25 protein-coding genes are annotated in these 24,498 nt (G+C 64.3%); 12 read left to right on the top strand and 13 right to left on the bottom strand.

The genetic code is table 11. The features are described from left to right. Window positions 1-8 precede the first annotated feature (8 nt). From NCS28_RS20765 to NCS28_RS20755, 3 genes are all read left to right on the top strand, one after another. On the top strand, window positions 9-1,049 hold the full coding sequence (locus NCS28_RS20765) for an ATP-grasp domain-containing protein (protein ID WP_250515651.1): 1,041 nt from the start codon (window positions 9-11) through the stop codon (window positions 1,047-1,049). After that, window positions 1,046-2,176 (top strand): hydantoinase/oxoprolinase family protein, encoded by a 1,131-nt coding sequence (locus NCS28_RS20760; protein ID WP_250515650.1) that lies wholly within the window; start codon window positions 1,046-1,048, stop codon window positions 2,174-2,176. Before NCS28_RS20765 ends, NCS28_RS20760 begins: the two co-directional genes overlap by 4 nt. 84 nt (window positions 2,177-2,260) lie before the next feature. After that, a complete protein-coding gene (locus tag NCS28_RS20755; RefSeq protein ID WP_250515649.1) occupies window positions 2,261-2,848 on the top strand; it encodes an amino acid kinase family protein in 588 nt (195 codons plus the stop codon). A gap of 98 nt (window positions 2,849-2,946) precedes the next feature. Here the strand turns inward: NCS28_RS20755 and NCS28_RS20750 are convergent, their stop codons facing one another. From NCS28_RS20750 to pqqA, 3 genes are all read right to left on the bottom strand, one after another. Then, on the bottom strand, window positions 2,947-3,660 hold the full coding sequence (locus NCS28_RS20750) for a (5-formylfuran-3-yl)methyl phosphate synthase (RefSeq protein WP_250515648.1): 714 nt from the start codon (window positions 3,658-3,660) through the stop codon (window positions 2,947-2,949). Window positions 3,661-3,697: 37 nt separating this feature from the next. After that, window positions 3,698-4,264 (bottom strand): DUF447 domain-containing protein, encoded by a 567-nt coding sequence (locus tag NCS28_RS20745; protein WP_250515795.1) that lies wholly within the window; start codon window positions 4,262-4,264, stop codon window positions 3,698-3,700. 78 nt (window positions 4,265-4,342) lie between these two features. Then, on the bottom strand, window positions 4,343-4,417 hold the full coding sequence (gene pqqA / locus NCS28_RS20740) for a pyrroloquinoline quinone precursor peptide PqqA (RefSeq protein WP_008354335.1): 75 nt from the start codon (window positions 4,415-4,417) through the stop codon (window positions 4,343-4,345). A 392-nt stretch (window positions 4,418-4,809) separates the two neighbouring features. Here pqqA and NCS28_RS20735 point away from each other — a divergent pair, with 392 nt between their 5' ends. The 8 genes from NCS28_RS20735 (at window position 4,810) to NCS28_RS20700 (ending at window position 13,537) form a co-directional block, all read left to right on the top strand. Further along, window positions 4,810-6,300, top strand: coding sequence for a form I ribulose bisphosphate carboxylase large subunit (locus NCS28_RS20735; protein ID WP_250515647.1), 1,491 nt, complete (start codon window positions 4,810-4,812; stop codon window positions 6,298-6,300). 132 nt (window positions 6,301-6,432) lie between these two features. Then, complete coding sequence (locus NCS28_RS20730) at window positions 6,433-6,849, top strand: ribulose bisphosphate carboxylase small subunit (RefSeq protein ID WP_250515646.1); 417 nt, start codon at window positions 6,433-6,435, stop codon at window positions 6,847-6,849. 15 nt (window positions 6,850-6,864) lie between these two features. Continuing rightward, the gene (cbbX, locus tag NCS28_RS20725) at window positions 6,865-7,779 is read left to right on the top strand and encodes a CbbX protein (RefSeq protein WP_250515645.1); all 915 of its coding nucleotides are present in this window, start codon (window positions 6,865-6,867) and stop codon (window positions 7,777-7,779) included. A gap of 17 nt (window positions 7,780-7,796) precedes the next feature. Continuing rightward, window positions 7,797-8,891, top strand: coding sequence for a class 1 fructose-bisphosphatase (locus NCS28_RS20720; protein ID WP_250515644.1), 1,095 nt, complete (start codon window positions 7,797-7,799; stop codon window positions 8,889-8,891). 50 nt (window positions 8,892-8,941) lie between these two features. Then, window positions 8,942-9,814 (top strand): phosphoribulokinase, encoded by an 873-nt coding sequence (locus NCS28_RS20715; RefSeq protein ID WP_250515643.1) that lies wholly within the window; start codon window positions 8,942-8,944, stop codon window positions 9,812-9,814. A gap of 36 nt (window positions 9,815-9,850) precedes the next feature. Continuing rightward, window positions 9,851-11,893, top strand: a complete 2,043-nt coding sequence (gene tkt, locus NCS28_RS20710) for a transketolase (protein ID WP_250515642.1) — start codon at window positions 9,851-9,853, stop codon at window positions 11,891-11,893. A gap of 29 nt (window positions 11,894-11,922) precedes the next feature. Next, window positions 11,923-12,960 carry a class II fructose-bisphosphate aldolase gene (gene fba, locus NCS28_RS20705; protein WP_250515641.1) on the top strand — a complete coding sequence of 346 codons (1,038 nt, stop codon included), beginning with the start codon at window positions 11,923-11,925 and terminating at the stop codon, window positions 12,958-12,960. A 28-nt stretch (window positions 12,961-12,988) separates the two neighbouring features. Next, window positions 12,989-13,537: a thioredoxin family protein gene (locus NCS28_RS20700; protein ID WP_250515640.1), complete on the top strand. Its 549-nt coding sequence runs from the start codon at window positions 12,989-12,991 to the stop codon at window positions 13,535-13,537. Here NCS28_RS20700 and NCS28_RS20695 read toward each other — a convergent pair. From NCS28_RS20695 to NCS28_RS20685, 3 genes are read right to left on the bottom strand one after another with little or no spacing between them, the layout of a single operon-like run. Beyond that, entirely contained in the window at window positions 13,534-14,934 is a 1,401-nt protein-coding gene (locus NCS28_RS20695) for a DUF6513 domain-containing protein (protein ID WP_250515639.1), read from the bottom strand. The genes NCS28_RS20700 and NCS28_RS20695 overlap by 4 nt on opposite strands. Then, window positions 14,913-15,512 carry a flavoprotein gene (locus NCS28_RS20690; RefSeq protein WP_250515638.1) on the bottom strand — a complete coding sequence of 200 codons (600 nt, stop codon included), beginning with the start codon at window positions 15,510-15,512 and terminating at the stop codon, window positions 14,913-14,915. The genes NCS28_RS20695 and NCS28_RS20690 overlap by 22 nt, the downstream gene beginning before the upstream one ends. Continuing rightward, the gene (locus NCS28_RS20685) at window positions 15,509-17,551 is read right to left on the bottom strand and encodes a sigma-54-dependent Fis family transcriptional regulator (RefSeq protein ID WP_250515637.1); all 2,043 of its coding nucleotides are present in this window, start codon (window positions 17,549-17,551) and stop codon (window positions 15,509-15,511) included. Before NCS28_RS20685 ends, NCS28_RS20690 begins: the two co-directional genes overlap by 4 nt. Window positions 17,552-17,849: 298 nt before the next feature. On the opposite strand from NCS28_RS20685, the gene NCS28_RS20680 reads away from it, so the two are divergent. Then, window positions 17,850-18,353, top strand: a complete 504-nt coding sequence (locus tag NCS28_RS20680) for a dihydroneopterin aldolase (RefSeq protein WP_250515636.1) — start codon at window positions 17,850-17,852, stop codon at window positions 18,351-18,353. Window positions 18,354-18,460: 107 nt separating this feature from the next. Here the strand turns inward: NCS28_RS20680 and NCS28_RS20675 are convergent, their stop codons facing one another. The 7 genes from NCS28_RS20675 to NCS28_RS20645 all read right to left on the bottom strand — a co-directional run bounded on the left by NCS28_RS20675 (window position 18,461) and on the right by NCS28_RS20645 (window position 24,492). Continuing rightward, the gene (locus tag NCS28_RS20675) at window positions 18,461-18,850 is read right to left on the bottom strand and encodes a hypothetical protein (protein WP_250515635.1); all 390 of its coding nucleotides are present in this window, start codon (window positions 18,848-18,850) and stop codon (window positions 18,461-18,463) included. A 73-nt stretch (window positions 18,851-18,923) separates the two neighbouring features. Beyond that, window positions 18,924-19,433, bottom strand: a complete 510-nt coding sequence (fae, locus tag NCS28_RS20670) for a formaldehyde-activating enzyme (RefSeq protein ID WP_250515634.1) — start codon at window positions 19,431-19,433, stop codon at window positions 18,924-18,926. A 171-nt stretch (window positions 19,434-19,604) separates the two neighbouring features. Next, window positions 19,605-20,474, bottom strand: a complete 870-nt coding sequence (locus NCS28_RS20665; RefSeq protein ID WP_250515633.1) for a triphosphoribosyl-dephospho-CoA synthase — start codon at window positions 20,472-20,474, stop codon at window positions 19,605-19,607. After that, window positions 20,461-21,399, bottom strand: coding sequence for an ATP-grasp domain-containing protein (locus NCS28_RS20660; RefSeq protein ID WP_250515632.1), 939 nt, complete (start codon window positions 21,397-21,399; stop codon window positions 20,461-20,463). Before NCS28_RS20660 ends, NCS28_RS20665 begins: the two co-directional genes overlap by 14 nt. After that, window positions 21,396-22,394 (bottom strand): methenyltetrahydromethanopterin cyclohydrolase, encoded by a 999-nt coding sequence (gene mch, locus NCS28_RS20655; RefSeq protein ID WP_250515631.1) that lies wholly within the window; start codon window positions 22,392-22,394, stop codon window positions 21,396-21,398. Before mch ends, NCS28_RS20660 begins: the two co-directional genes overlap by 4 nt. Further along, complete coding sequence (locus NCS28_RS20650) at window positions 22,391-23,566, bottom strand: ATP-grasp domain-containing protein (protein ID WP_250515630.1); 1,176 nt, start codon at window positions 23,564-23,566, stop codon at window positions 22,391-22,393. Before NCS28_RS20650 ends, mch begins: the two co-directional genes overlap by 4 nt. Continuing rightward, the gene (locus NCS28_RS20645; protein WP_250515629.1) at window positions 23,563-24,492 is read right to left on the bottom strand and encodes an NAD(P)-dependent methylenetetrahydromethanopterin dehydrogenase; all 930 of its coding nucleotides are present in this window, start codon (window positions 24,490-24,492) and stop codon (window positions 23,563-23,565) included. Before NCS28_RS20645 ends, NCS28_RS20650 begins: the two co-directional genes overlap by 4 nt. Window positions 24,493-24,498 lie beyond the last annotated feature (6 nt).

The following is a 24,498-nucleotide window of genomic DNA, read 5'->3' as shown; positions in this document are numbered from 1 at the left end:
GCTTTCCTTTGACCAAGATCTTTGTGTTCGAGTATCTCACCGGCGGCGGCATCGATCCGGACGCGGCAGGCGCAGGCAGTCTCGCCGACCTCTCCGCGCTGATCGTCGAGGGCCGCGTGATGCGCGACGCCATTGCCGCCGATCTGCGCGCGCTGCCGGGCATCGAGGTGACCGTCGCGAGCTCGCGCTTCGAGCAGATCGACGACGCGCAAGGCTACGTGCGCGCGCAGCCAGGTGAGCCGGTCTTGCGCTTCGTCGCCCGCACGGCGCGCGAGCATGACTATGCCTGCATCGTCGCGCCCGAGTGCGACGGCTTGCTGCTCAAGCTCCACGATGCCGTCGGCCAGGCGCGCTGGCTCGGCTGCGCGAAGGAAGCGATCCGCGCGGCGTCGAGCAAGAGCGCGACGGCCGCGTCGCTCGCCGCGCGCAGCATTCCCGCGACGCCCGCGCTCGAACCGGAGAACGCGGTCGCCGGCATCGGGCGACGCTGGGTCGTCAAGCCCGACGACGGCGCGGGCGGCCTCGACACCTACGTCTACGACGATCTCGCCGCCGCGCGCGCCGAATACGAAGCGCGCGCGCAAGCCGGACGCAATCCCGTCTTGCAGGAATGGATCGACGGCGAGCCGCTGAGTCTTTCGCTGATCTGCCGCGAAAGGCTGTCGCGGCTCGTGAGCGTCAATCGTCAGCGCATCGGCTTGTCGGATGCGGCGGGATCGGAACGACGCGCGCGCATCGTGCAGTTCGATGGCGTCGACGTCGATCGCATCGACCGGCATGGTCCGCAAGGGCGCGCGCTGGAACGGCTCGCGTTGCGTGTCGCCGAAGCGTTTCCGGGTTTGCGCGGCTTCGTGGGCATCGATGTCGTATGGCATCCGGAGCGCGGGCCGGTCGTGGTCGAAGTGAATCCGCGCCTGACCGTCGCGTATGCGGAATTGAGCCGGCGCGGCGGCAGGAATCTCGCGGCGGAACTGCTGGCGGCGCATCGCGTGCCCGGTTTCGATAGCGATGCCGGATTGCTGCGCGCCTGCGGCGGAGCGGCGTCATGACGGCGTCGAGATCGGCGGATGCGCCGGTGTTCGGCTGGGACGTGGGCGGCGCGCACGTCAAGGTGTCGATGGCGACGCGCGCGGGCGTGCTTGCCGATGTCGCGCAATGGGCGTGTCCGCTGTGGCAGGGCATCGCGCATCTGGAACGCGTGATCGACGCGATGTTCGAGCGCTGGCCCGCCGCCGCCGATGCCGCCGCGCGTCACGCCGTCACGATGACGGGCGAAATGGTCGATCTTTTCGCCGATCGCGCCGAGGGCGTGCGCACGTTGACGCGCACGCTCGCGCAGCGGCTCGGACCGCGCACGATGTTCTTCGCCGGCGACGCGGGCTGGCTCGCGCGATCGGCATGCGCGGACGGCTGGCGCCAGGTCGCATCGGCAAACTGGCTCGCGACCGCGCAATGGGTCGCGACGTGCATGCCGGACGCAGTGCTCATCGATATCGGCAGCACGACGACGGACATCGTCCCGATCGTCGGCGGCCGTGTCGTGGCGCGCGGCGCGAACGACGCCGGGCGGCTCGTCAGCGGGGAACTGGTTTATCAGGGCATCGTGCGCACGCCGTTGTGCGGGATCGCGCATCGCATCGCGTTTCGCGGCGAGACGACCGGTGTGATGAACGAATGGTTCGCGACGACCGCGGATGTCTACCGTCTGACGGGCGAGCTGTGGCCCGAGCACGACCAGCATCCGAGCGCCGACAACGGGCCGAAGACGGAAGCCGCGAGCCGTGCCCGTATCGCGCGGATGATCGGCCGCGATGCCGCCGATGCGAGCGATGCCGAATGGCGGCGTTTCGCGCAGACCTGGCGGCACGAGCAGCTGCGCGCGCTCGAAGCGAATCTCGCGCGCGTGATCGCGCGGGATGCGGCGCTGGCCGCTGCGCCGATCGTGGGCGCGGGCTGCGGGCGTTTTCTGGCGGCGGCGATGGCGCGGCAGGAAGCGCGCGGTTACATCGATTTCGCGCGGCTCGCGGGCGTCGCGGACGACGATGCGACGCGCGCCGAATGGATCTCGACCTGCGCGCCGAGCGTGGCGGTCGCGCTGCTGGCGTCGACGGCGGCGAAGAGCGCGGCAGGCAACGAAGCCCGTTCGCACGACGATGCACCGGCGCGCGCGGCGTGATAGCGTGCGGAACATCGCGGAGTGACGACGGAGTATCGAAACCGGGTGCGTGGCCCGGCGGCATCATCGAACGAGGACAGGAACATGTGGGTGGTGAAGATCGGGGGTAGCCTCAGCCACGACCCGGCGCTGCGCGAGTGGCTGACGCGGCTCTGGGAAGTGGGCGGAGGGCGCGTCGTGATCGTGCCGGGCGGCGGCGATTTCGCGGACGTGGTGCGGCAGTATCAGCACGAATGGCATTTCGACGATCTCGCGGCCCACAACATGTGTCTGCTCGCGATGGCGCAATACGCGATTCTGATGCAAGGCGTGGTGCCGGAGCTCGTCCTTGCGTCGAACGAGGAACGCATTCGGCGGGCATTGCGGGATGGGCGTGTTGCGGTTTGGGTTCCGACCGATCTCATGCGGGCGACGCCCGATTCCATGACTAACTGGGATACGACTTCGGATAGCCTGGCGGCCTGGCTTTCTAGCTTGCTCAATGCCGAGCGGTTGATGATCGTTAAGTCTTGCGATGTCGATGCGGGTGCGCCGCTGGAGGCGCTTGCCGCGCGGGGCATCGTGGATCGGCGGTTTCCCGCTTATGTGCGGGATGCGAATTATATTGTCGAGATTTTTAGTAAGGGGGATGCTGGAGTTATGCGGGATCGGTTGTTGAATGTGGCGGTTTGATTTTCGCTTTCGCTTTCGCTTGTGTTGTTGCCGGATCCCGCATTGGTGTCGGTTTATTAGCACCGCAAACCAACACCAATACGGGATCCAGCGATAACTTAAACCGCCCGACTAAACCCCATCCCACCCCCCCGATGCAAAGCCCGAACCCAATTCTCCACACGTCGAGGATCAAGCCTCCCGCCCCTTCCAGAATGTTCATCACATAAAGCCCCTCTGAAGCCAGCAATATCCGGCGACAACATGAGAATCCGCTCAAGATCGCCCCAGCCGAGGGATCCGGCAACGGCCACCATCATTCCCCGTTCACGCGCATCGGCGATACAAGACCCAAGCACCTCCGCATCGACGCAATCGAACAACGTGCGCCCGTTCTTGCTCGCCGTATCGAACACGATGCCGACGAACCCCAATTGCGCCGCAAGCATAGCCAGCTCGCGATCGACGCCTTCGTCGGAAAGAAACACCGGCACCACCGCCGCCGGCAAGCTCGCCAGATGTCGCAGGCAAGCAAAAGCGCCCCGGCCAGGCGTCACCCCGACCTTCACATAATCGACACCCGTCGCGGCGACATCGAGCACGCGCGCGGTCATCTCGTCCAGCGCATCGTTGGGCAAATCGCCGATGGTCGCGCTGATCGGACGCACCGCATAGCGCGCGCGCAACATCCTCACGATTTGCGCGATATCGCCGATCGCGACGCCCCCCAGCGCGCCTGCGGCCGGTTCCTTCAGGTCGATCAGTTCGGCGCCCGCGTCCGCGGCATCGAATGCTTCGTCGGACGAGCGGACGCTCGCGAGCAGTGCGGTCATCGTCGAAACTCCATTGGAAAGGCCACGGAAAGACGTGTCAGACGAGCGCCTTCGCGCGATGCGCCTCGATTGCCTGCAAGAGCCATTGCCATGCTTCGCGCTCGGCGTCGCCCGCGGTTTTATCGATCGCGATCTTCAGGTACGCGATCTCGCTGTCCACCTTCTCCGGCGGCAACATGAACAGCCGGCTCACGAGAATCGCACCTTCGATGACAGCGCCCTGCGCGCGATTGAAGCCCGCGAACGGCGCATGCGTCGCCCGATGCACGCATTCCATACGCAAGGTCGGACGTGATTCGTCGTCGAGCAATTCAGCAAGTCGGAGCTCGGTATGCGCGAGCGGCGATGCAAGCCGCACGCTCGGCACCGTGTCCGCGACGATCGTCGGCCAGTCGCGCGCATAGCCCGTCACGCAGCCCGCGAACACGCGCACGTCCGTCGTGAAGTTGATGACGGCGCTCTTCGTCGCGAGGACGTTGTCGAGTGTCGTCGATGGACGAAAGGGCGCGAGAATCGCGAAGCCATCGTCGAAACGCACGCCCATCGGCGCGATGTGCGGCCGGCCATCGCGATCCGCGGTCGTGACGATGGTCTCGTAGATCATGATGGTCGGCCGAAGCATTTGTAGCCGCACGAAGAGCCGCGATCACTTCGACACGGCCTCGTGCGGGTTTGTCCCGCATCAGCGGGTGGCGATATACATCGTGATTTCAAAACCAAAACGCATATCGGTGAAGCTGGGCGTAGTCCATTGCATGCGCGTTACTCCGTGTGAGTCGGGTTGATGCCTCGGTTACCGCTTCAATGATTTGCCGATGCGGACGAATCCGCCTGGCGGCCGGGAGGGGGCCGGCTCTTCGACGATGCAAGCGTCATGCCAATCGCATGAAGCGGATGCCGAAGAACTTCGCTTGCTCACCGTGCGCGCCGACTGTGACGAAATCAGAACAAAGTGTCCCACTCGCGCGGTCACAAACGCATCAGGGCTAATCCCGACTAAGGCATCGCTTATGGTCCGGCAAGTAATTCGTGAATTCCTTTCCTCGCGGCCAGTGCGTAGTCTGGAATCACAGCGGGCAACACAAGCGCGACGGTCGCATAAAGACATCGAGGCGCACGTCACTCTCATCTCACTGTCGAGGAAACGGAATGAACGACTTCAGCAAGGCTGCCGTCGAGGCGGCGCGCAATCCGTCCGATCCGCGCTCGCGCTATGCGGCCGGCGTCATGAAGTATCGCGAGATGGGCTACTGGCAGCCCGATTACACGCCGAAGGATACGGACGTGATCGCGCTCTTTCGCATCACGCCGCAAGCGGGCGTCGAACCGGAAGAAGCGGCCGCGGCCGTGGCAGGCGAATCGTCGACGGCGACGTGGACCGTCGTGTGGACCGATCGCCTCACCGCGTGCGACATGTATCGCGCGAAGGCGTATCGCGTCGAGCCGGTGCCCAACGCACGCGCCGACGAGCCGCAATATTTCGCGTACATCGCTTACGAGCTGGATCTGTTCGAGGAAGGGTCGGTTGCGAACCTGACGGCGTCCATCATCGGTAATGTGTTCGGCTTCAAACCGCTGAAGGCGCTGCGTCTCGAGGACATGCGCATTCCGGTTGCGTATCTGAAGACGTTTCAAGGGCCGCCGACGGGCATTGTCGTCGAACGCGAAAGGCTCGATAAATACGGACGCCCGCTGCTCGGCGCGACCGTGAAACCGAAGCTCGGCTTGTCGGGCAAGAACTACGGACGTGTCGTGTATGAAGGACTGAAAGGCGGTCTCGACTTCCTGAAGGACGACGAGAACATCAACTCGCAAGCCTTCATGCACTGGCGCGACCGCTATCTCTTCGCGATGGAAGCCGTGAACCGCGCGCAAGCGGAAACCGGTGAAGTGAAGGGCCATTACCTGAACGTGACGGCCGGCACGATGGAAGACATGTACGAACGCGCCGAATTCGCGAAGGAGTTGGGCTCGTGCATCGTGATGATCGACCTGGTGATCGGATGGACCGCGATTCAGTCGATGTCGAAATGGGCGCGTCGCAACGACATGATCCTGCATCTGCATCGCGCGGGACATGGCACGTACACGCGCCAGCGCAATCATGGCATTTCGTTTCGCGTGATCGCGAAGTGGCTGCGCATGGCGGGTGTCGATCATGCGCATGCGGGGACGGCGGTCGGTAAGCTCGAAGGCGATCCCTTGTCGGTGCAGGGCTATTACAACGTGTGCCGCGAGGCTCGCAACGAACCGGATTTGTCGCGCGGCATTTTCTTCGATCAACCGTGGGCGGGGTTGCGGAAGGTGATGCCCGTGGCGTCGGGCGGGATTCACGCTGGGCAGATGCATCAGTTGCTCGATCTGTTCGGCGATGACTGCATTCTGCAATTCGGTGGCGGGACGATCGGGCATCCGCAAGGGATTCAGGCCGGGGCGACGGCCAATCGGGTTGCGCTCGAAGCTATGGTCAAGGCGCGGAATGAAGGGAGGGATATTGCTAACGAGGGCCCGGATGTTTTGGAAGCCGCAGCGCGGTCTTGTACGCCCTTGAAGCAGGCGCTCGATACCTGGCGCGATGTCACCTTCAACTATGCGTCGACGGATACGCCGGATTTTGCTGTTACTGCTACGGCGGTATAGAGGTTTTTTTGTTTTCGCCGCATCCCGTATCGGTGTTGGTTGATTAGCTTCGCCCCGCACAGGGACAAAGCAAACAGACCGACACGAAATCAGGATTTCACAAAAAGCAAAACGAAAACTAAGGATATCGAAATGAACATAACCCAAGGCACGTTTTCATTCCTTCCCCCGTTGAGCGATCAAGAAATCTCCGCGCAGATTCACTACGCGCTAAACCAGGGCTGGGCCTGCTCAATAGAATTCACAGACGATCCCCACCCCCGCAACACGTATTGGGAAATGTGGTCCCAACCAATGTTCGATCTCCACGATGCCGCCGGCGTGCTGATGGAAGTGAACGAATGCCGCAAGACGTATCCGCATCACTACATCAAGGTCAACGCCTTCGACTCGGTGCGCGGCTTCGAAACGATGCGTCTGTCGTTCATCGTGAACCGCCCGGAAGAGGAGCGAGGCTTCCGCCTCGAACGTCAGGACGACAGAAGCCGCATCCAGCGCTACGCGATCCGCACCTACGCAACCGATCGCCCGAGCGGCGAGCGCTATTGATGAGGAGGATCGATCATGAGCGCCGAAGCCACGCTCGCAGAAGCGCCTCTTCAAACCACAGCCGATCTGATGGCGCTCTACCGCGAATCGCGCATCGGCGAAGTGCTGGCGGAACTGGACCGCGATCTCATCGGGCTCGCACCGGTCAAGACGCGCATCCGCGAAATCGCCGCGCATCTGCTCGTGGAGCGCGCGCGCAAGACGCTCGGTATCGCGTCGGGTGCGCCCACGCTGCATATGTGCTTCTCCGGCAATCCCGGCACCGGAAAAACCACGGTTGCGCTGCGCATGGCACAGGTGCTGCATCGGCTCGGCTATGTCCGGCGCAATCATCTCGTTTCGGTGACGCGCGACGATCTCGTCGGCCAGTACATCGGCCATACCGCGCCCAAAACGCGCGAAGTGCTCAAGCGTGCGATGGGCGGCGTGCTCTTCATCGACGAGGCTTATTACCTGTATCGCCCGGAGAACGAGCGCGATTACGGGCAGGAAGCCATTGAGATCCTGCTCCAGACGATGGAGAACCAGCGCGACGATCTCGTCGTGATTCTCGCGGGATACGAATCGCGCATGGAGACGTTCTTTCTCAGCAATCCGGGCTTTCGCTCGCGCATCGCGCATCACCTGGTGTTTCCCGACTATGCGCCCGGTGAGCTGCTGCAAATCGCCGAGCACATGCTGACCGACATGCGCTACCGCTTCGACGATGACGCGCGGCGCGCATTCGAAGCGTATCTCGCGCATCGCATCAGGCAGCCGAGCTTCGCGAACGCGCGCTCGGTGCGCAATGCGCTGGATCGCGCGCGCCTGCGTCAGGCGAATCGTCTGTTCGCCGCGGCCGAAAGCGGCAATGGCATCGCCGACGCCGATGCATTGATGCAACTCGATGCGAGCGATATCCGCGCGAGCCGTGTGTTCACCGATTCATGACGCAAAAGGAGAGCACGATGCAGGATGGACGCACGACCTTATCGAAGTTCCTGATCGACACGCTGGACCGCAAGCCCGGTCCGGAAGCGGCGAGCGGTTTGTCCGCGCTTCTTATCGATGTGGCCGCATCGATCAAGACGATCGCGGCCGCATTGACACGCGGCGCGCTCGGCGGACAGCACGGCTCGGCGCAATCTATCAACACGCATGGCGAGGAACAGAAGAAGCTCGACCTCGTGACCAACGATATCTTCCGTCAGCATTGCGAGTGGGATGGCTTGCTCGCGGGCATGGTCTCGGAAGAGATGGAGCGCGTCTATGCGATTCCCGAGCCGTATCCGCGCGGTGAATACCTGCTTGCGTTCGACCCGCTCGATGGCTCGTCGAACATCGATATCAACGGCGTGGTCGGCTCGATCTTCTCTGTGATCAGACGCGCAAGCGATGAAAGCGGCGCACCGGACGACGCATCGTTCCTGCGCCCGGGACGCGAACAGGTCGCGGCGGGTTATGCGATCTACGGTCCATCGACGATGCTCGTGCTCTCCGTCGGCAACGGCACGCACGGCTTCACGCTGGAACGCGACGTCGGCAATTTCGTGCTCACGCATTCCGATATCCGCATTCCCGACGATTCATGCGAGTTTGCGATCAACGCGTCGAACGAGCGCTTCTGGGAGCCGCCCGTGCGCCGCTACGTGCAGGAATGCAAGGACGGCCGCACCGGTTGCCGCGCGCAGGACTTCAACATGCGATGGATCGCGTCGATGGTCGCGGAAGTGCATCGCATCCTCATGCGCGGCGGCGTGTTCATGTATCCGCGCGACTTCAAGACGCCCGAGATGGAAGGGCGCCTGCGTCTGCTGTATGAAGCGAGCCCGATGAGCTTCATCGTCGAGCAGGCGGGCGGGCTGTCGATCACGGGGCGCGAGCGAATCCTCGATGTCGAGCCGGCAGCGTTGCATCAACGCGTGCCGGTGATACTCGGCTCGCGCAATGAAGTCGACCGCATTCAGCGCTATCACGGCGAATACGATCGCGGCGAGGACAAGCCATTCACGTCGCCGTTGTTCAAGGAACGCTCGTTGTTCCTGCCGGAAACGGAAGCGTGAATCGACATCTGAAACAGCGCTCATTACATTTATGGCAGGGAGGCAAGCGCATGTCAGTCAAGCATCCGATCGTCGCGGTGACGGGCTCCAGCGGCGCCGGCACCACCACCGTCATGAAGAGCTTCACGCATATTTTCAGGCGCGAGAAAATCAATGCGCAGATCGTCGAAGGCGATGCGTTTCATCGATACGATCGTCTCGGCATGCGCGAGGCGATGAAGCAGAGCGAGCGCGACGGCTTCGTCAATTTCAGCCACTTCGGGCCGGAAGCAAATCTGCTCGAAGAACTCGAAAGCCTGTTCCATAGCTATGGCGAGACGGGCGGCGGACAGTTTCGCCATTACGTGCACGATGAAGGCGAAGCCGCGCATTACAAGCAAGACGCGGGCACCTTCACGCCGTGGGAAGCCATCACGTCCGGCACGGATCTGATGTTCTACGAAGGCCTGCACGGCGGCGCGGTCACCGACAAGGTCGATATCGCGCGTCATGCGGATCTGCTCGTCGGCGTCGTGCCGATCATCAATCTCGAATGGATTCAGAAGCTGCATCGCGATCAGACGATGCGCGGTTATTCGCATGAAGCCGTTGTCGACACGATCCTGCGCCGCATGCCCGATTACGTGAATTACATCTGTCCGCAGTTCTCGCGCACGCATGTGAATTTCCAGCGCGTGCCGACCGTGGATACATCGAACCCGTTCACCGCGCGTGAAATTCCGCAGCCTGACGAGAGCTTCGTCGTGATCCGCTTCGCGAAGCCGAAGGGCATCGACTTTCCGTATCTGCTGACTATGTTGCACGACTCGTTCATGTCGCGGCCGAACGTGATCGTCGTGCCCGGCGGCAAGATGGGTCTCGCCATGCAGCTCATCTTCACGCCGATGATCCTGCAGTTGCGCGACCGATGCGCGCGTGCATAGAAAGGTTTCTCATCATCGTAAGCAAGGAGGCATCTCATGAATGCCGTCGCTGAGGCTTTGCCCGGACTTCATCGTTCACCGGCTACGCGGCAGATGGCGAACGCATTACGCATGCTCGCCATCGATGCCGTGAGCCGGGCCAACTCCGGTCATCCCGGCATGCCGATGGGCATGGCGGAAATCGCGGTCGCGCTGTGGGGGCGTCATCTGAAGCACAATCCCGCCGATCCCGACTGGCCGGATCGCGACCGCTTCGTGCTGTCGAACGGTCATGGCTCGATGCTGCTCTATGCCCTGCTGCATCTGAGCGGCTATGACTTGTCCATCGACGAGATCAAGCGCTTTCGTCAGATGGACAGCAAGACGCCGGGACATCCCGAAGCGGGTGTGACGCCCGGCGTCGAAACGACGACCGGGCCGCTCGGTCAGGGCTTGGCCAATGCGGTCGGCATGGCGCTCGCCGAGGCCTTGCTCGCGCGCGAATACAATCGGCCGGGGCATGAGATCGTCGATCATCGCACGTATGTTTTTGCAGGCGATGGCTGTCTGATGGAAGGCGTGTCGCATGAAGCGGCGTCGCTCGCGGGGACGTTGCGGCTCGGCAAGCTCACCGTGCTCTATGACGACAACGGTATTTCGATCGATGGCCATGTCGACGGCTGGTTCACCGACGATACGCCGAAGCGTTTCGAATCGTACGGCTGGCATGTCGTGCGTGCGGTGGACGGCCACGATGTCGACGGCGTGTCGCGCGCATTGCAGGCAGCGCGCGAGTCGGATCGTCCGACATTGATCTGCTGCAAGACGGTGATCGGCCTGGGCGCGCCCAATATGGCCGGCACGCACGACGTTCACGGCGCGCCGCTTCCCGCCGCCGAAGTCGAAGCGACGCGCCGCGCGCTCGACTGGACGCACGCGCCCTTCGAGATTCCGTCGTCGATACGCGCGCTGTGGGATTCGCGCGAGGCGGGCGCGGCGGCGCAGGAGAGCTGGAATCGCCGCATGGACGCGTATCGCCGCGTGTTTCCGCACGAGGCCGCCGAGTTCGAGCGTCGCGTGCGCGGCGCGCTGCCCGCGAACTGGCGCGACACGGCGCATGCGCTCGTGCGCGACGCGGACCGCGCGCGGCAAACGATCGCGACGCGCAAGGCGTCGCAACTCGCGATCGAAGGTCTCGCGCGCGCGCTGCCCGAACTGCTCGGCGGCTCGGCAGACCTCACTGGATCGAATCTCACGCGCTGGAAAGATGCGATCGATGTGAGCGCATCGCCGGAAAAGGGCAATTACATTCACTTCGGCGTGCGCGAGTTCGGCATGAGCGCGGTGCTGAACGGCGTCGCGCTGCATCGCGGCTATCTGCCCTTCGGCGGCACGTTCCTCACGTTTTCCGACTACTCGCGCAACGCGTTGCGCATGGCCGCGCTAATGAAAACGCGCGCGGTGTTCGTCTTCACGCACGATTCCATCGGCCTGGGTGAAGACGGTCCGACGCATCAGCCGATCGAGCACGCCGCGAGCTTGCGCATGATTCCGGGCCTCGACGTTTGGCGTCCCTGCGATAGCGTCGAAACGATGCAGGCATGGGTGAGCGCGATCGAGCGCGACCGGCCTTCGTGCCTGCTGCTGTCACGCCAGAATCTGCCTTTCGTGCCGCGCGATGAGGCGCAGATCGACGGGATCGAGCGCGGCGGCTACGTGCTCGTCGACTGGCCATCCACATGCGAACGCGATGCACGCCGCGTCGTGCTGATCGCGACCGGCTCGGAAGTGGCGCTCGCGCTCGCGGCCGTCGAGCCGCTGAAGGAAGAGGGCATTCTTGCGCGCGTCGTGTCGATGCCATCGACGACCGTGTTCGATCGGCAATGCAACGTGTGGCGCGAACGCGTGTTGCCCGAGGGCGTGCCGCGCGTCGCGATCGAGGCGGGCGTCACGCCGTTCTGGCGGCAGTACGTCGGATTGAACGGCGGTGTGATCGGCATTGATCGCTTCGGCGAATCCGCGCCCGCGAATGAGTTGTTCGCCCGTTTCGGCGTGACCACCGCGGCGCTCGTCGATGAAGCGCGCCGCGTGGCGGCTTGAATTTTCGCACCCTGCATGGAGATATCACGATGGCCTTCATCGCACTGAGGCAGTTGCTGGATCACGCGGCGGAGCATGCTTACGGCGTGCCGGCGTTCAACGTCAACAACATGGAGCAGGTGCACGCGATCATGCAGGCGGCCGAGGCGACGAAGAGCCCGGTGATCCTGCAGGCGTCGGCGGGTGCGCGCAAGTATGCGGGCGAGCCGTATCTGCGGCATCTGGTGCTGGCGGCGGTCGAGGCGCATCCGGATATCCCCGTTGTCCTGCATCAGGATCACGGCGCGAGCCCGTCCGTGTGCCAGCAGGCTATACGCTCGGGCTTCACGTCCGTGATGATGGACGGCTCGCTCATGCCCGATCAGAAGACGCCGGCCGAATACGAGTACAACGTGGACGTGAGCCGGCGTGTCGTGGAGGCGGCGCATTCCGTGGGCGTGTCGGTCGAGGGCGAACTGGGCTGTCTCGGCTCGCTGGAAACGGGGCGCGCGGGCGAGGAGGACGGAGTCGGCGCAGAAGGCGCGTTGAGCCACGACCGGTTGCTGACCGATCCCGACGAGGCGCGCGCGTTCGTCGAGGCGACGGGCATCGATGCGCTCGCGATCGCCATCGGCACATCGCACGGCGCGTACAAGTTCAGCCGCCAGCCGACCGGCGATATCCTCGCAATCGATCGCATCGCCGAGATTCACGCGCGCATTCCGGATACGCATCTCGTGATGCACGGATCGTCGTCGGTGCCGCAGGAATGGCTGGCGATCATCCGCGAGCACGGCGGCGAGATTCCGGCGACGTTCGGCGTGCCGGTGGAGGAGATTCGGCGCGGCATCGCGAACGGCGTGAGGAAGGTGAACATCGACACGGATATCCGGCTCGCGATGACAGGCGCGATGCGCAGGGCGATGGCGTCGGCGAAATCGGAGTTCGATCCGCGGCATGCGTTGAAGGCGGCAACGGCGGCGGCGCGCGATTTGTGTATCGAGCGCTTCGAGGCGTTCGGTTGCGCGGGGCAGGCGGATCGGATCAGGCCTATGGCGTTGGAGGTGATGGCGAAACGGTATCACTGACTGAACTGCGACCATTGCGAGCTATCTCATGCCAACCGAATCTCCAACCGCCGAACTCGGCGCGACCGCCTCCGAATTCGCGCTGCCCGCGACCGGCGGCCAGTCCTACACGCCCGGCTCGCTGAAAGGCGCGAACGGTCTCGTCATCGTGTTCATGTGCAATCACTGTCCTTACGTGAAGGCCGCGCTGCCGAATCTGATCCGGGATGCACGAGCGCTGAAGGACATCGGCATCAACGTGGCGGGCATCAATTCGAACGATGCCATCGTCTATACCGACGATGCCTTCGATCGCATGGTTGCGCTCGCGAAAGAATGGCATTTGCCGTTCCCCTATCTGCACGATGAAACGCAGGAGATCGCGCGCGCGTACGGTGCAGTCTGCACGCCGGAATGCTTCGGATACGATGCCCATCTGCGCTTGCGATATCGCGGCCGGATCGATGCATCGCGCAAGGAAGCGTTGCCCGATGCGCGTCGCGATCTCTACGAAGCGATGCGCGCAATAGCGCAAAACGGTGAAGCACCCGAAACGCAATATCCCGCGCTCGGATGCTCGATCAAGTGGAAGCCCTAGCTTTTCTTCTTCGTGCTGCCGGGCGCATGCCACGCCATCAAATCCTCGTCGGGCCGGTCGACTTCGCATCCCCAATCGAGCGGCTCATCCTGATCGAATCGCTTGCCCAACTGCCACGCGATCTCCGCGCGCGCAAGCTGCACGCCGAGATAAAACGCATGACCGCCATCGGTCTCGACTTCAAGATCGGGATAGAGCGCGAACGGATCGATCGCGACATGATGACCATTGCGGTTATAGACATGAATGCCTTGCGCCGACACCTGTACGCGATAGTTAGGATCCCGTATCTCAGCGGCCAAGGCGGCGATCTCGTCCGCGTCATAAGGAAACGGCCGCTTTGCATGCAGCGCAGACAAATCGGCGGAAATACCTTTGGGCAGCGTCTGCGTTTCGCGCGCGGCATGCATCACGCGCCGCGCGACATCGGCTTCGCGAACGGCACGCCGCGCATGCAGGCTCACCGATGTCGTCAGCACGGCAGCGATGCGCAGTTCGGCCGCCATGCCGAACAGCACAGCATTGATGCCGCTCGTATCGGCCTCCGTCAGCTCGGTCACGTTGCCGACGCCCATCATGATCGCCACATCGGGATAGCGCTCGCGCAACGACACATATCGCGCGATGGACGCCGCGAGGCCGAACGGAATCGGATCGAGAATCGGATCGGCGAGAAAGGGGCGGCCGCGCTTCGTCATCGCTTCGATGGCGGCATCGAGCGAGGCGGCATCGGCGGGTTCGCGCGGCACGAGGATCGGCGTCGAGGCGATTTCATCGGCGATCCATAGCGTGTCGGCGTTGAGGCTCATCACGTAGTCCGCGCCCGCGCGTCCGCCGCGCACGAGTTCTTCATCGCGCATCGAATCGACGCTCACGCGATAGCCCTGCTCCTTCAGCATCGCCACCGCGTCTTCGAGATGCGGAAAGGCGGTCTCCGGCAGGCAGCCGACATCGATTACATCCGCGCCCTGACGCTTGTACTCCCGCGCGCGTGCCGCGATGCCATCGAGATCGAGGCGCGGCGCATCGACGATCTCCGCGAAGATCTCCGTCTCGTAGCGTGACAGGTCCACGTGGCGCGCCTCGCGCCCGAAAAACTGCGGCAAGTCTTTCACTTCCTCGGGACCGCGCTCGACCTTCACGCCGTAATGCGCGCTCAAGGCATCGAGATCGCCACGGCATCGCCCAGGAACGATCATGCGGCTCGTGCCTTCGCTCAAAGGCGTCGCGACGCGACGCCGGATCATGTCGGCGGTCATCAGTCCCGCGACCTGCAGACCGATCTCGCGGATTTCCCACGTGAAGGGCGATCCCGTGGCGGCGGGCGCGATGCTTTCGAGTACCTGATGAAGGCTCGTTTGCGCGAGCCGTCCCGTCAGGAAGACGATGTGTTCCATGCGAGCTTCAGGTCCGACAGGCGTTGATCGAGCGCGGCTTCGAGGTCGTCGAGCGAGCGGGCCACGGTGGTGTGCGCGAAGCGCGCGAGCCGCTCGACGTTCTCGAACTCGATCGCGCGCGGCCTCACTTCGACCCAGTCGTGCGGGGTCTGTGTGATGACGCTCGGCGCGGTATCGCATGCGAACACGATGCCCGGCACGCATTGCTTGCCGGCTTGCGCATAGAGATTGGTGGGCAAGGTATCGGAGATGCCGAACGCGCATTTGGCGACGGTGTTGCTCGTCGCGGGCGCGATCACGACCGTGTGATATTCGCCGTTGTAGATCATGCCGACGGGCACGCTGCTCGCGCTGTTGTCGCGAAACACCTTGAAGTGCTCGCGCAGCTTCGCGACCGTCCAGCCGTAGAGCGGCAGCACTTCCTCGCCGGCAGCGGAAAGAAACAGATCGACGCCGGGCAGACGCCGCGCGAGCGCGATCGATTCGTCGAGCATATGGCCGGAGCCGGTCACGCACCACGCGAAGCGCGCGTCGGGCTTGAACTCGTCGAGCCGGCGGGCAGGCGTGGGTTGCGTCATGCGTCGGGCGTGTCGTGCGACAGGCGTATATGCAGCCGATGCATCTTCCGATACAGCGTGTTGCGGCTGATGCCCAGCACCTTCGCGACATTGCTCACATTCCAGCGATGCTCGTCGAGCAATTGCAACACGGTCTCGCGCTCCTTCACTTGAATGGCGTTGAGCGACGATGTATCGGCATCTTCGGCCAGATGCATGAGGGGCGCATTGTTCGCTACGCCCGGGGCGCGCGGGGCCGCCTGCGCACTCGCGCCGTTCGCGATCTCGGCCGGCAGATGCGCGCAGCGGATCTCGGGGCCGTCGCAGAGCGCGATCGCCATCTGCAGCACATGACGCAACTGCCGGATGTTGCCCGGCCACGGGTATGACAGCAGCGCCTGCCGCGCTTCGGCGGAGAGCGCGGGCGGATCGTCGGATTCGGTTTCGAGAATATGCGCGATGAGCGCGAGCGCATCGGCGCGTTCGCGCAGCGGCGGCAGATTGATCTCGATACCGTTCAGCCGGTAATACAGATCCTCCCGGAACATGCCGGTCTGCACGAGCTCGATGAGATTGCGGTGGCTCGCGCTGATCAACTGGAAGTCCACCTTCACGGTGGTTTCCGCGCCGAGCGGCGTGACCTCGTGCTCTTCGAGCACGCGCAACAGACGCGCTTGCAATGCGAGCGGCATGTCGCCGATTTCATCGAGAAAGAGCGTGCCGCCGTTCGCCTGCACGATCTTGCCGCGCCGTCCCTCGCGCTGTGCGCCGGTGAACGCGCCCGCGCGATAGCCGAACAACTCGCTTTCGATCAGGTTCTCCGGCAGCGACGCGCAATTCACCGCGACGAACGCGCCGCCACCGTTCGGGCTGATGCTGTGCAGCGCGTTGGCGAACACTTCCTTGCCGGTGCCTGTCTGGCCGCGCAGGATGATCGGGATCTTGCGCTGGATCACGCGCGCGGCGAGCTGGATCTGCGAGGCCATGCGCGGATCGCCGAATTCCAGATGCGCGAGCTTGTCGAGACGGCCGGCGCTGGCCGGTTCGCGCGCGTCTTTCTTCTGCGCTTTCGCGCCGGACAGATTGCGCGAGACCGGATCGTTCATCAGGATGCGCGTCGCGCCGCTCGCGCCTTCGCGCGGCGTCTGCGCGGTGAGGAAAAAGCGGCTGTTCGCCTTCGCGCTGTAGACCGTCACCGGATGGAACGAGCCGCGAATGCTGCGCGCGATCATGTCTTCGAGCGATGCATTGAACGCTTCTTCGATGCGTTTGCCGCACAGTTCGCCGGGCGAGCGCAGGTCGAGCTGGAAGAGCGCACTGCGGCTCGCGGCGAGCACGACGCCGTCGTCGCTGACGGCAAGCTTGCCCGCGTGCAGCGTGCCGACGAACTCCGGACGGCTGTGGAAGTGGATCATGTTCGCGTGCCGGTAGCGCGCATCGATCAGACGATTTTCGATCATCTGCCGCGACATGCCGACGAGCACGAGCGAATGCTGCTGCAAGAGCTTCGAGCGGCTCGTCACGTCGAGCACGCCGACCACCGTGCCGCGCTCGTCGAAGATCGGCGCGGCCGAACAGGTGAGCGACGTATAGCGCGGATAGAAGTGCTCGTGCTGGCACACGGCGATGCAATCGCGCTCGATGAGGCATGTGCCCATGCCGTTGGTCCCGGCCTCGCGTTCGCTCCACAGTGCGCCGACGCGCAGGCCATCGGCGGCGACGGCTTCGCCGAACGGCACCGACGACACCTGATGCACGATCACGCCGTCCGCATCGACGAGCACGACGGCGAGTTCCGGATCGGCGAGTTGCTGATACAAGGTCGTCATTTCGAGCTTCGAGCACGCGATGAGATCGCTTGCGGCTTCACGGCGATCGTTCAACTCGTGCTGCGTGAGCACGGGCGGCATGACGAAGCGGCCCGGATCGAGCCTGAATTCCGTGAGGCACCGCAGCCACGATTGCGCGACCGAATCGCTGGCGCGACGCGCGGCCAGCGGATTATTGACGATGTTCAGCACTTCCCGGACATGCGTGTCTACGTCAGCAAGCGACGACATGGGGGCAAGTCTCCGTTGCGCCGCATTCCGGTGCGCGCGGGTCGCGCGGCCGTCCGGCGCCGAATCTGTTTGTGTTTTACGCTGGCGCTGTGGCTTTCTTCGCCTGGTTCGATCTCAGGCGCGCCTCGTGCCGGGTAGTCGGGATGGTTCACGCGCTGTCTGGAACCCGATCCGGCCCGGTTCTCAAAAACTGTACATCCTTAGACGCATAGGTTCAATAAGTAGTCGCATAGAGTAGGGCCAACTTGCCCGGTTTTTGCTTGTGGCTTTCGGATGACTTTGGCGAGGTGACAAGCACATGGGCCGATTCGAACCCCGACTTGAACCGATTGGCGAAGCGGTGTATGTTGCGCCGCAACCTGCATTTTCCGACGGGCGCACTGCTGCGATGGATATCGTGTATATCGAGGGACTTACCGGGCAGACGGTCATCGGCATCGACAAGAGCGAATTGCATGATCCGCAGACTGTGCGGTTGAGCCTTGCGATAGGAGTGCCTTCGATTCGGGCTTGCTCGACTGATCGCATCGAAGATACGGTGAATTATGCGGCGGTGCGGGAGGCGATTCTTGCGCTGCTCGCGTCGCATGGTTTGCAGTTGCTCGAAGCGCTGGCGGAACGCATTGCGCAGCTCGTCATCGCGGATTTCGGGGCGCATTGGGTCAGGGTCGTGCTTGCAAAGCCCGCCAAATTTGATGATGTCGATGCTGTGGGGGTAGTGATTGAGCGTCGGCTTAGGGGTGACAGGGCGGGCAGCCCGGTTAGCCTTGCCTGGATTGGGCGGGGGTATGTGCCTGGGTGATTTTTTGTTGAATCCCGATTTCGTATTGGTTCATTAGCACTGCCCCGCACAGGGGCATCGCTAATAGAGCAACCGGAAAACGGATTTCGGCGAGAGCGCAAACCGACCTACTTGCCCACAATCCCGCAAGCCTTATAAGCGCCCCTCTGCAACTCCCGAAACTTCCTCGTCTGCGCCTTCGCCCGATCGACACGAAATTCCGCCCCGCCTTCGCCGCCTAAGGTGGCGTATTTAGAAAACGTAGACTGCTCGACGAAGTCATCATAAGTAAGCACCTCGGCGATCTTGTCGATCGCACAAGAGCACTTGTACACGTTGGCAAAATCGTGCCCATTGTCGTCCATGCACCCGAGGACATATTCCACGCGCCCTTCGGTCGGATAATCGTGACTCTTGGCGGGCGCGCCACCCCCACCGCCCCCCGTCGCGGCAATCGAAAGCGGCGAAATCAGCGAGAGGCAAGTAAGCACCGTCAACGCGCAGCAACGTGGGGTCATGCGATGAGCCTCGTAGTTATATTGATCCAGAAGAGCCGGCACGCGAACGACACGAGCGCACCGGCCACGCACATCAGCTCGGCGAGAACGGATGCGACATCGATCCCTTCTTCGATACTACCTCCTGCGCGGATGGCTCGCCCGCCACCGCGCGCGCAATCGCTTCCTTCGTCGCCTGATAGTTGAAGTCGTGGATCTTCTGGTCGTCGTCCGCTTCCCAGTGAATGAACACGCCGACGCAGATGAATAGATCGTCGGCTTCATCGGCGGGAATGACGCCGCCTTCCACGCTGTCGGCGACGGCCATCGCCACCGCGCGCTGCGCCGGGCCGAACATCTGCACCGCCTGCTTCGCGCCCTTGATCGTCACCTTGTTGAAGAGAATCGTGTTCGGCTTGGTCAGCAGATTCGGCGCGACCACCGCGAGCAGCGACGTGAAGCCATCCTTGTTGTTCGTGAGCGCGTGGCAGAACGCGGTCTCGGCAGCGGAACCTCGCGGTCCGATGATCAAGTCGATGTGCGCGACTTCATTGCCATCGCCGACGAGCGATTCTCCCACCATGACGCGGTTGATCTTGGCCATGCTGTTCCTCCAGTGATGTGTGGTTCCAGGGACTAGCGACTTGCTCTCAACTCGCGACGTAAGACCCAAGGCCGCGCAAGGCTCGCGGTTCGACCGATGTGCCGATGCGACCGCTCAACCGCGAACTTCCTAACATGTTCCGTGCCAATTTTTTGTCCGCGCGGGCAGACTTCATGCATTCTTCGACGACACCGCCAGCGCGACGAAGAGCGCCGCCACCGCGAGATCCGCGCTCGTGCCCGGATTGATGCCGCGCGCCTTCAGTTCGGCGTCCCAGTCGTCGAATGCCGCCGACTCGACGGGACAGCCCGCCATGCGCCAGTTCGCGCGATGCCGCGCCGCGTCGCGCGTGACACTTTGCGCCACCGCCGCGCCGTGCTTGCGCACTATGTGCGAATCGGGCCAGTTCGAGAGAAATGTAAGGAACGTGTCGAGCATCGCGCGATGTTCCGTCGATGGCGCGACTGCGCCCGCTGCGCCCGCTGCGCCGAAGACATCGGCGAATCCGTTTTCATATTGACGCGCGATGCTGTCGCGATCCGCCGCGAGCGTCATCGCCGCACGCAAGGTCACGGTCGGCGGCGCGTGGACGGTCTGCTCGGGCGCGTCGCCGAGACCGCCCGGATTGGCGAGCGCAATCGCGCGATAGGCGAGGCGCGCATCGTCGATGTCGAGTTCGGCGAGCACGCGTTGCGTCGCGCGATGCCATTGCGCCGCATCGATCGATGCGTTCGCATCGAGAGCATCGAGAGCCGCGCACAAGGGCGCGGCGAGCAGCACGATGCCGAGATTCGTATTGCAGCCGACCGCATCGAACGTGCGGCGCACGGCCTCGAGAATGCGCACGCCCACCCGCGCGTGCGGCGTGAAAAGGCCCGCCGCCGCCGTGCCTGCGCTCGCGATGAATTGCGCCGACGTCATGCCGTGCCCCGCGCTCGCGACGCTCACGTTGCCCGGCTTTTTCGTCTCGACGTCGAGCCGGCACGCGCGCAGAAACGCGGTGCGCGCGCGCACGGCGAGCGCCGTGTCAGAAGCGTTCATCGCCGCTGGCGAGCGCGAGCGCGCCCTTCGATGCGGGCAGCTTGCGATCGAGCAGATCGTCGACGATGAGCGCGGCGATATCGGCCGTCGTCACCGATTGCAGGCCGCGCCACGCCGCGACGCCGTTTACTTCGAGCACGACCGGGCGTTCGCCCTCGGACGGAATCAGATCGACGCCCGCGTAATCCAGCCCGAGCGCCGCCGTCGCGCGCACGGCGATGTCCGCGAGCGCGGGCGACAGTTCCGCCGCCTCGCATCGGGCGCCGCGCGCGAAGTTGTGAATCCAGTCCTCGCCGCCGACGCGCTTCATCGCCGCGACCGCCTGCCCGCCGATCACGAGCACGCGCCAGTCGAAGCCGAGCGTGCCCGCATCGACATAACGCTGCAGATAGGCGACCTGACTGAAGGATTTGAGCGACGGCAATCTCACGCCGGGTTTCTTCAATCCTTTGCCTTGCGAGCCGAAAAGCGGCTTCATCACGACCTGCCGCCCGGCGGCGGCTTCGCGCATCAGCACGCGCCGCGCATGCGCGGGTGATTCGCCGGCCCATGTCGCGGGCGTCGGCACGCCGTAGCGATTGAGCAGAAAGCTCGTCATCGACTTGTCGACGCTGCGTTCGATCGCGCGCGCATCGTTATAGACGGGGACGCCGCATTCGCGCAGCGCGTGCAGAATGCCGAGGCGCAACGTCACCTGCTCGAAGGTGCCGCCCGCGATGCCGCGCACCAGCACCGCGTCGGGCAGCGTGTGGCCGAAGCCGGGAATCGCGAGGCCGTGCGGCTTCCATGTCGTGTCGATGCGGCAATCCGCGAGATCGACGCAGCGCGCGTCCACATCGCGGGCGCGGAAGGCTTTTTTCAGGCGGCCGGTGTGCCAGCCGGTTTCATCGGTCATGACGGCCACACGCAATCCCGGCACGCTCATGACGCGCTCCATTGCTTATCCAGCAGCGCTTTATCGACCTTGCCGCCGTGATACGTCGCGCCGCTCTCCAGGCTCGACACCCACGCTTCGGCGGGCGCGAACAGCGCCGCGTCGATCTGATAGAAGTCGTAGTTGAACGACGTGAAGATGTCGGCGAACGGACGGCCGTAGTCGCGCGCATTCGACGACGGCAATTCGGCGGCGAGGCGCTTCGCGACCGCATCGCCCTTCACGGTCAGATGCACGCGGCCGCCGTAGAGAATCGCGTCGTTGGTGCGCCCCATCGCGGCGATGGCGTCGGGCGCGGGCGGCGGAAGCGGCGCGCTGCCGCTGCCTTCGACGATTTCCGCGAGATCGACGCCCAGCACGTGTGTCTTGTGCAGCGCAACTTCCACGACGCGCGCGACGACCTGCACCGTGCCCGCAACAGACTGTGTCGGCGTCACGGCGATCACGAGTCGTTCCGGCGCGAGGCCGCAATCGTTGAGCACCTTGTCGATGACGACCTGCGGCGGCAGACGATCCACTTCCATCACGAGCGCGCCGCGATCGTGGCGGTCGCGATAGCCGAGTTCGTCGAAGAGCGGCTCCTTGCACGCGAGCGCGCGCGCCGGCCCCGAGCCGAGCGAGAAGAACTTCTTGCCGCCCGTCTGCTCCTTGGTCGCCGACAGGCTCCAGCCCGCGTACTGGCTCGCGAGGCATGCAAGGACCGGATTACTCGTATGCACCTCGATGAAGCCCGGCCAGAGCGGCGCGCTATCGAAGGCGACGCGTCGTGCCACGCGCCCGAGCCCGCCCATGCAGATGCGCGCGATCAGCACGCCGGCCTCGGCGCTGCCTTTAGCGTTCACGCCCGCATCGACGATGACGGTGCCGCCGTCCGTGCGCGTCACATCGACGTGAAGGCGCGCGGCATCGTCGATGAGACGCGCGACGAGCCGCGCGCTCGATGCGTTGACGCTCAACGCGCCATCCGCCTGAAAAGTCGAAGTCATGATGTCGATAGGGTCCCGATGCGTTGCAGAATGCGCACACGCTCGCGGTCCAGCGCGTCGCGCAGGTCGGAGAACGCGGGCGCGGACACGGTCATCGTGCAGACCGGCTGGCCCGCTTCGATGCGCGCGCCGGCGAGCGGCACGTCATGGCACGCGGGATCGTCGAAGCATGCGTCGCTGAACGCGCGCGATGCGGTGAAGCCTTCGCGCGCGAACACGACGCGCTGCCCCGCATAAAGCGGCGGCGTTCGCGTAGCAGTGTCGGGCGCGTGCGGCAACTCCCCGTGCAGACACGCGTCCAGATGCGCGCCGATCAAGCCGCGCGGCCACGCGTCGGGCCATGCGGCTTCGTAGAGCGCCATTGTCGAGGACGGGCGCGTGTTGATTTCGAGCACGCTGAAGGTGTCGCCGTCGAGCAGAAAGTCGATGCTGTTCAGGCCGCTCAGGTCGGTTTGCCAGACGATCCTGTCGATGGCCTCGACAATGCGCGCCGCGATGTGCCGCGGCAACTGCACCGGCCCGAGGGAGCCCGCGTGCACGAAGGGCAGGCGTCCCGCCTCGACCGTCAGTTGCTCCGCGAAGCCGATCACCGCGGCCTCCCGATGGGCGGCGACGAAGAGCGCGGACATCGATCGGCCTTGCGCGAGCCGCTGGAAATACGCGTCGGCGGTGACGCGCTCGACATCGACGGCCCATTCGATATGCGTGCCGCCGCAACCGTCCGAGCGCTTGACGAGCCAGCCGTTGCAATCCGCGGGCGGCGTGTAGCGCATTTCCGGATGCGCGATCCGCTCCTCGTCGAGCAACGCGAAAAAACGCCGCGGATCGCGCACCGCCGCCGCTTGCGCCCCGTTGCCGATGAAACGCGGCACGCGCGGCGCGCGCGCGAGTTCGCCCGCGAGCGGTTCGAGGCCGCTCGTCACGATGAGACCGAGCATGCGCGGCAGGCGCGCCGCGCGTTCGAGCGCATCGTAGAGACGCGCGCGATCGATCGAAAGCCCAGTGCCGCCGATATCGAACCACATGCCCGCGTGTTCGCGCGTGTCACGGTCACCGAAGATATCGAGCGCGACGACGTTCAGCCCCGCGCGCGCCGCCGATTGCGCCACGAGCCGCGCCGACAATCCCGCAACGGCGATGCGCGGCGCGCGGGCGGCATCGGCTGAAGTCATGAGTTTTGTCCGCCGACGATTGCGCGGGCTTCGTCGAACGCTTCGGGAAAGCCGAGATAGACGGGCTTGCCGCCCGTGCGCATGCGCAGGAAGAGCCGATGCTCGGCCTGATACTTCACGTTGCCGATCGCGAGTGCGCCGATGCCGACCGCGTCCGCGCGCGCGGCGCCCGCAAGCGGCTTGCCGTCGTCCATCACGTTGACGCCGGCGATGCCCTCGGGCGGCACGGCGTTGACATCGGCGGCGATGAGGACGTTCTTCGCGTGCGTGAGATCGGCGGAGGTCATTATCTGCACGCCCGCCACGGCGGTGGCGAACACCACTTCCGCGCGCGCGAGTTCGCGATGCAGTTGCTCCGGCGAGCCGGTCGCGACGCCCGAAGTCGCGATATCGAAGCGGCGATTGATCTCGTCGCTCACCTGCGTCGCGCGCGAATGGCTCGAATGGCTCGCGACTGCGACATCCGCGCCGAGCGACGCGGCCATCGCCGCGGCCACGCGCCCGACCGCGCCGGTGCCGCCGAGTATCAGCACGCGCTTGCCGCCGAGATCGACCGAATGCGCGGCGCGCAAATGCTTTTCCGCGAGCGCGACGAGGGCGGCGGCCGTCGTGTATGCGCCGCTCGGATCGGCGAAGACGGAGACTTCGAAGGGCGGGACCATTGCGTTGCGGGCTTTTTCGAGCATGTCGGCGGCGAGCATCACGTCGCGTCCGCCGATGAAGATGCCGGTGCGCGACACGCCCTTTGGTCCGCGCGAGAAGATCGCGTCCTGCGTGAGCTGCACGACGCTGTCCTCGTCGACATTGCAGTAGGGCACGAGGATCTGATAGCCCGCGTCGGCGGCCATGTTCACGTCGAACGGGCTCATTTGCGGCGTGCTGGTGAACATGTGCAGGACGTAGGGTCTTTCGGTGGCTTCGGGCATGGCAAT

Source organism: Caballeronia sp. INDeC2 (genome assembly GCF_023631325.1).
GTDB lineage: Bacteria > Pseudomonadota > Gammaproteobacteria > Burkholderiales > Burkholderiaceae > Caballeronia.
The sequence above is the reverse complement of the archived record's forward strand: the minus strand, read 5'-3'. Positions and strand labels throughout refer to the sequence as shown.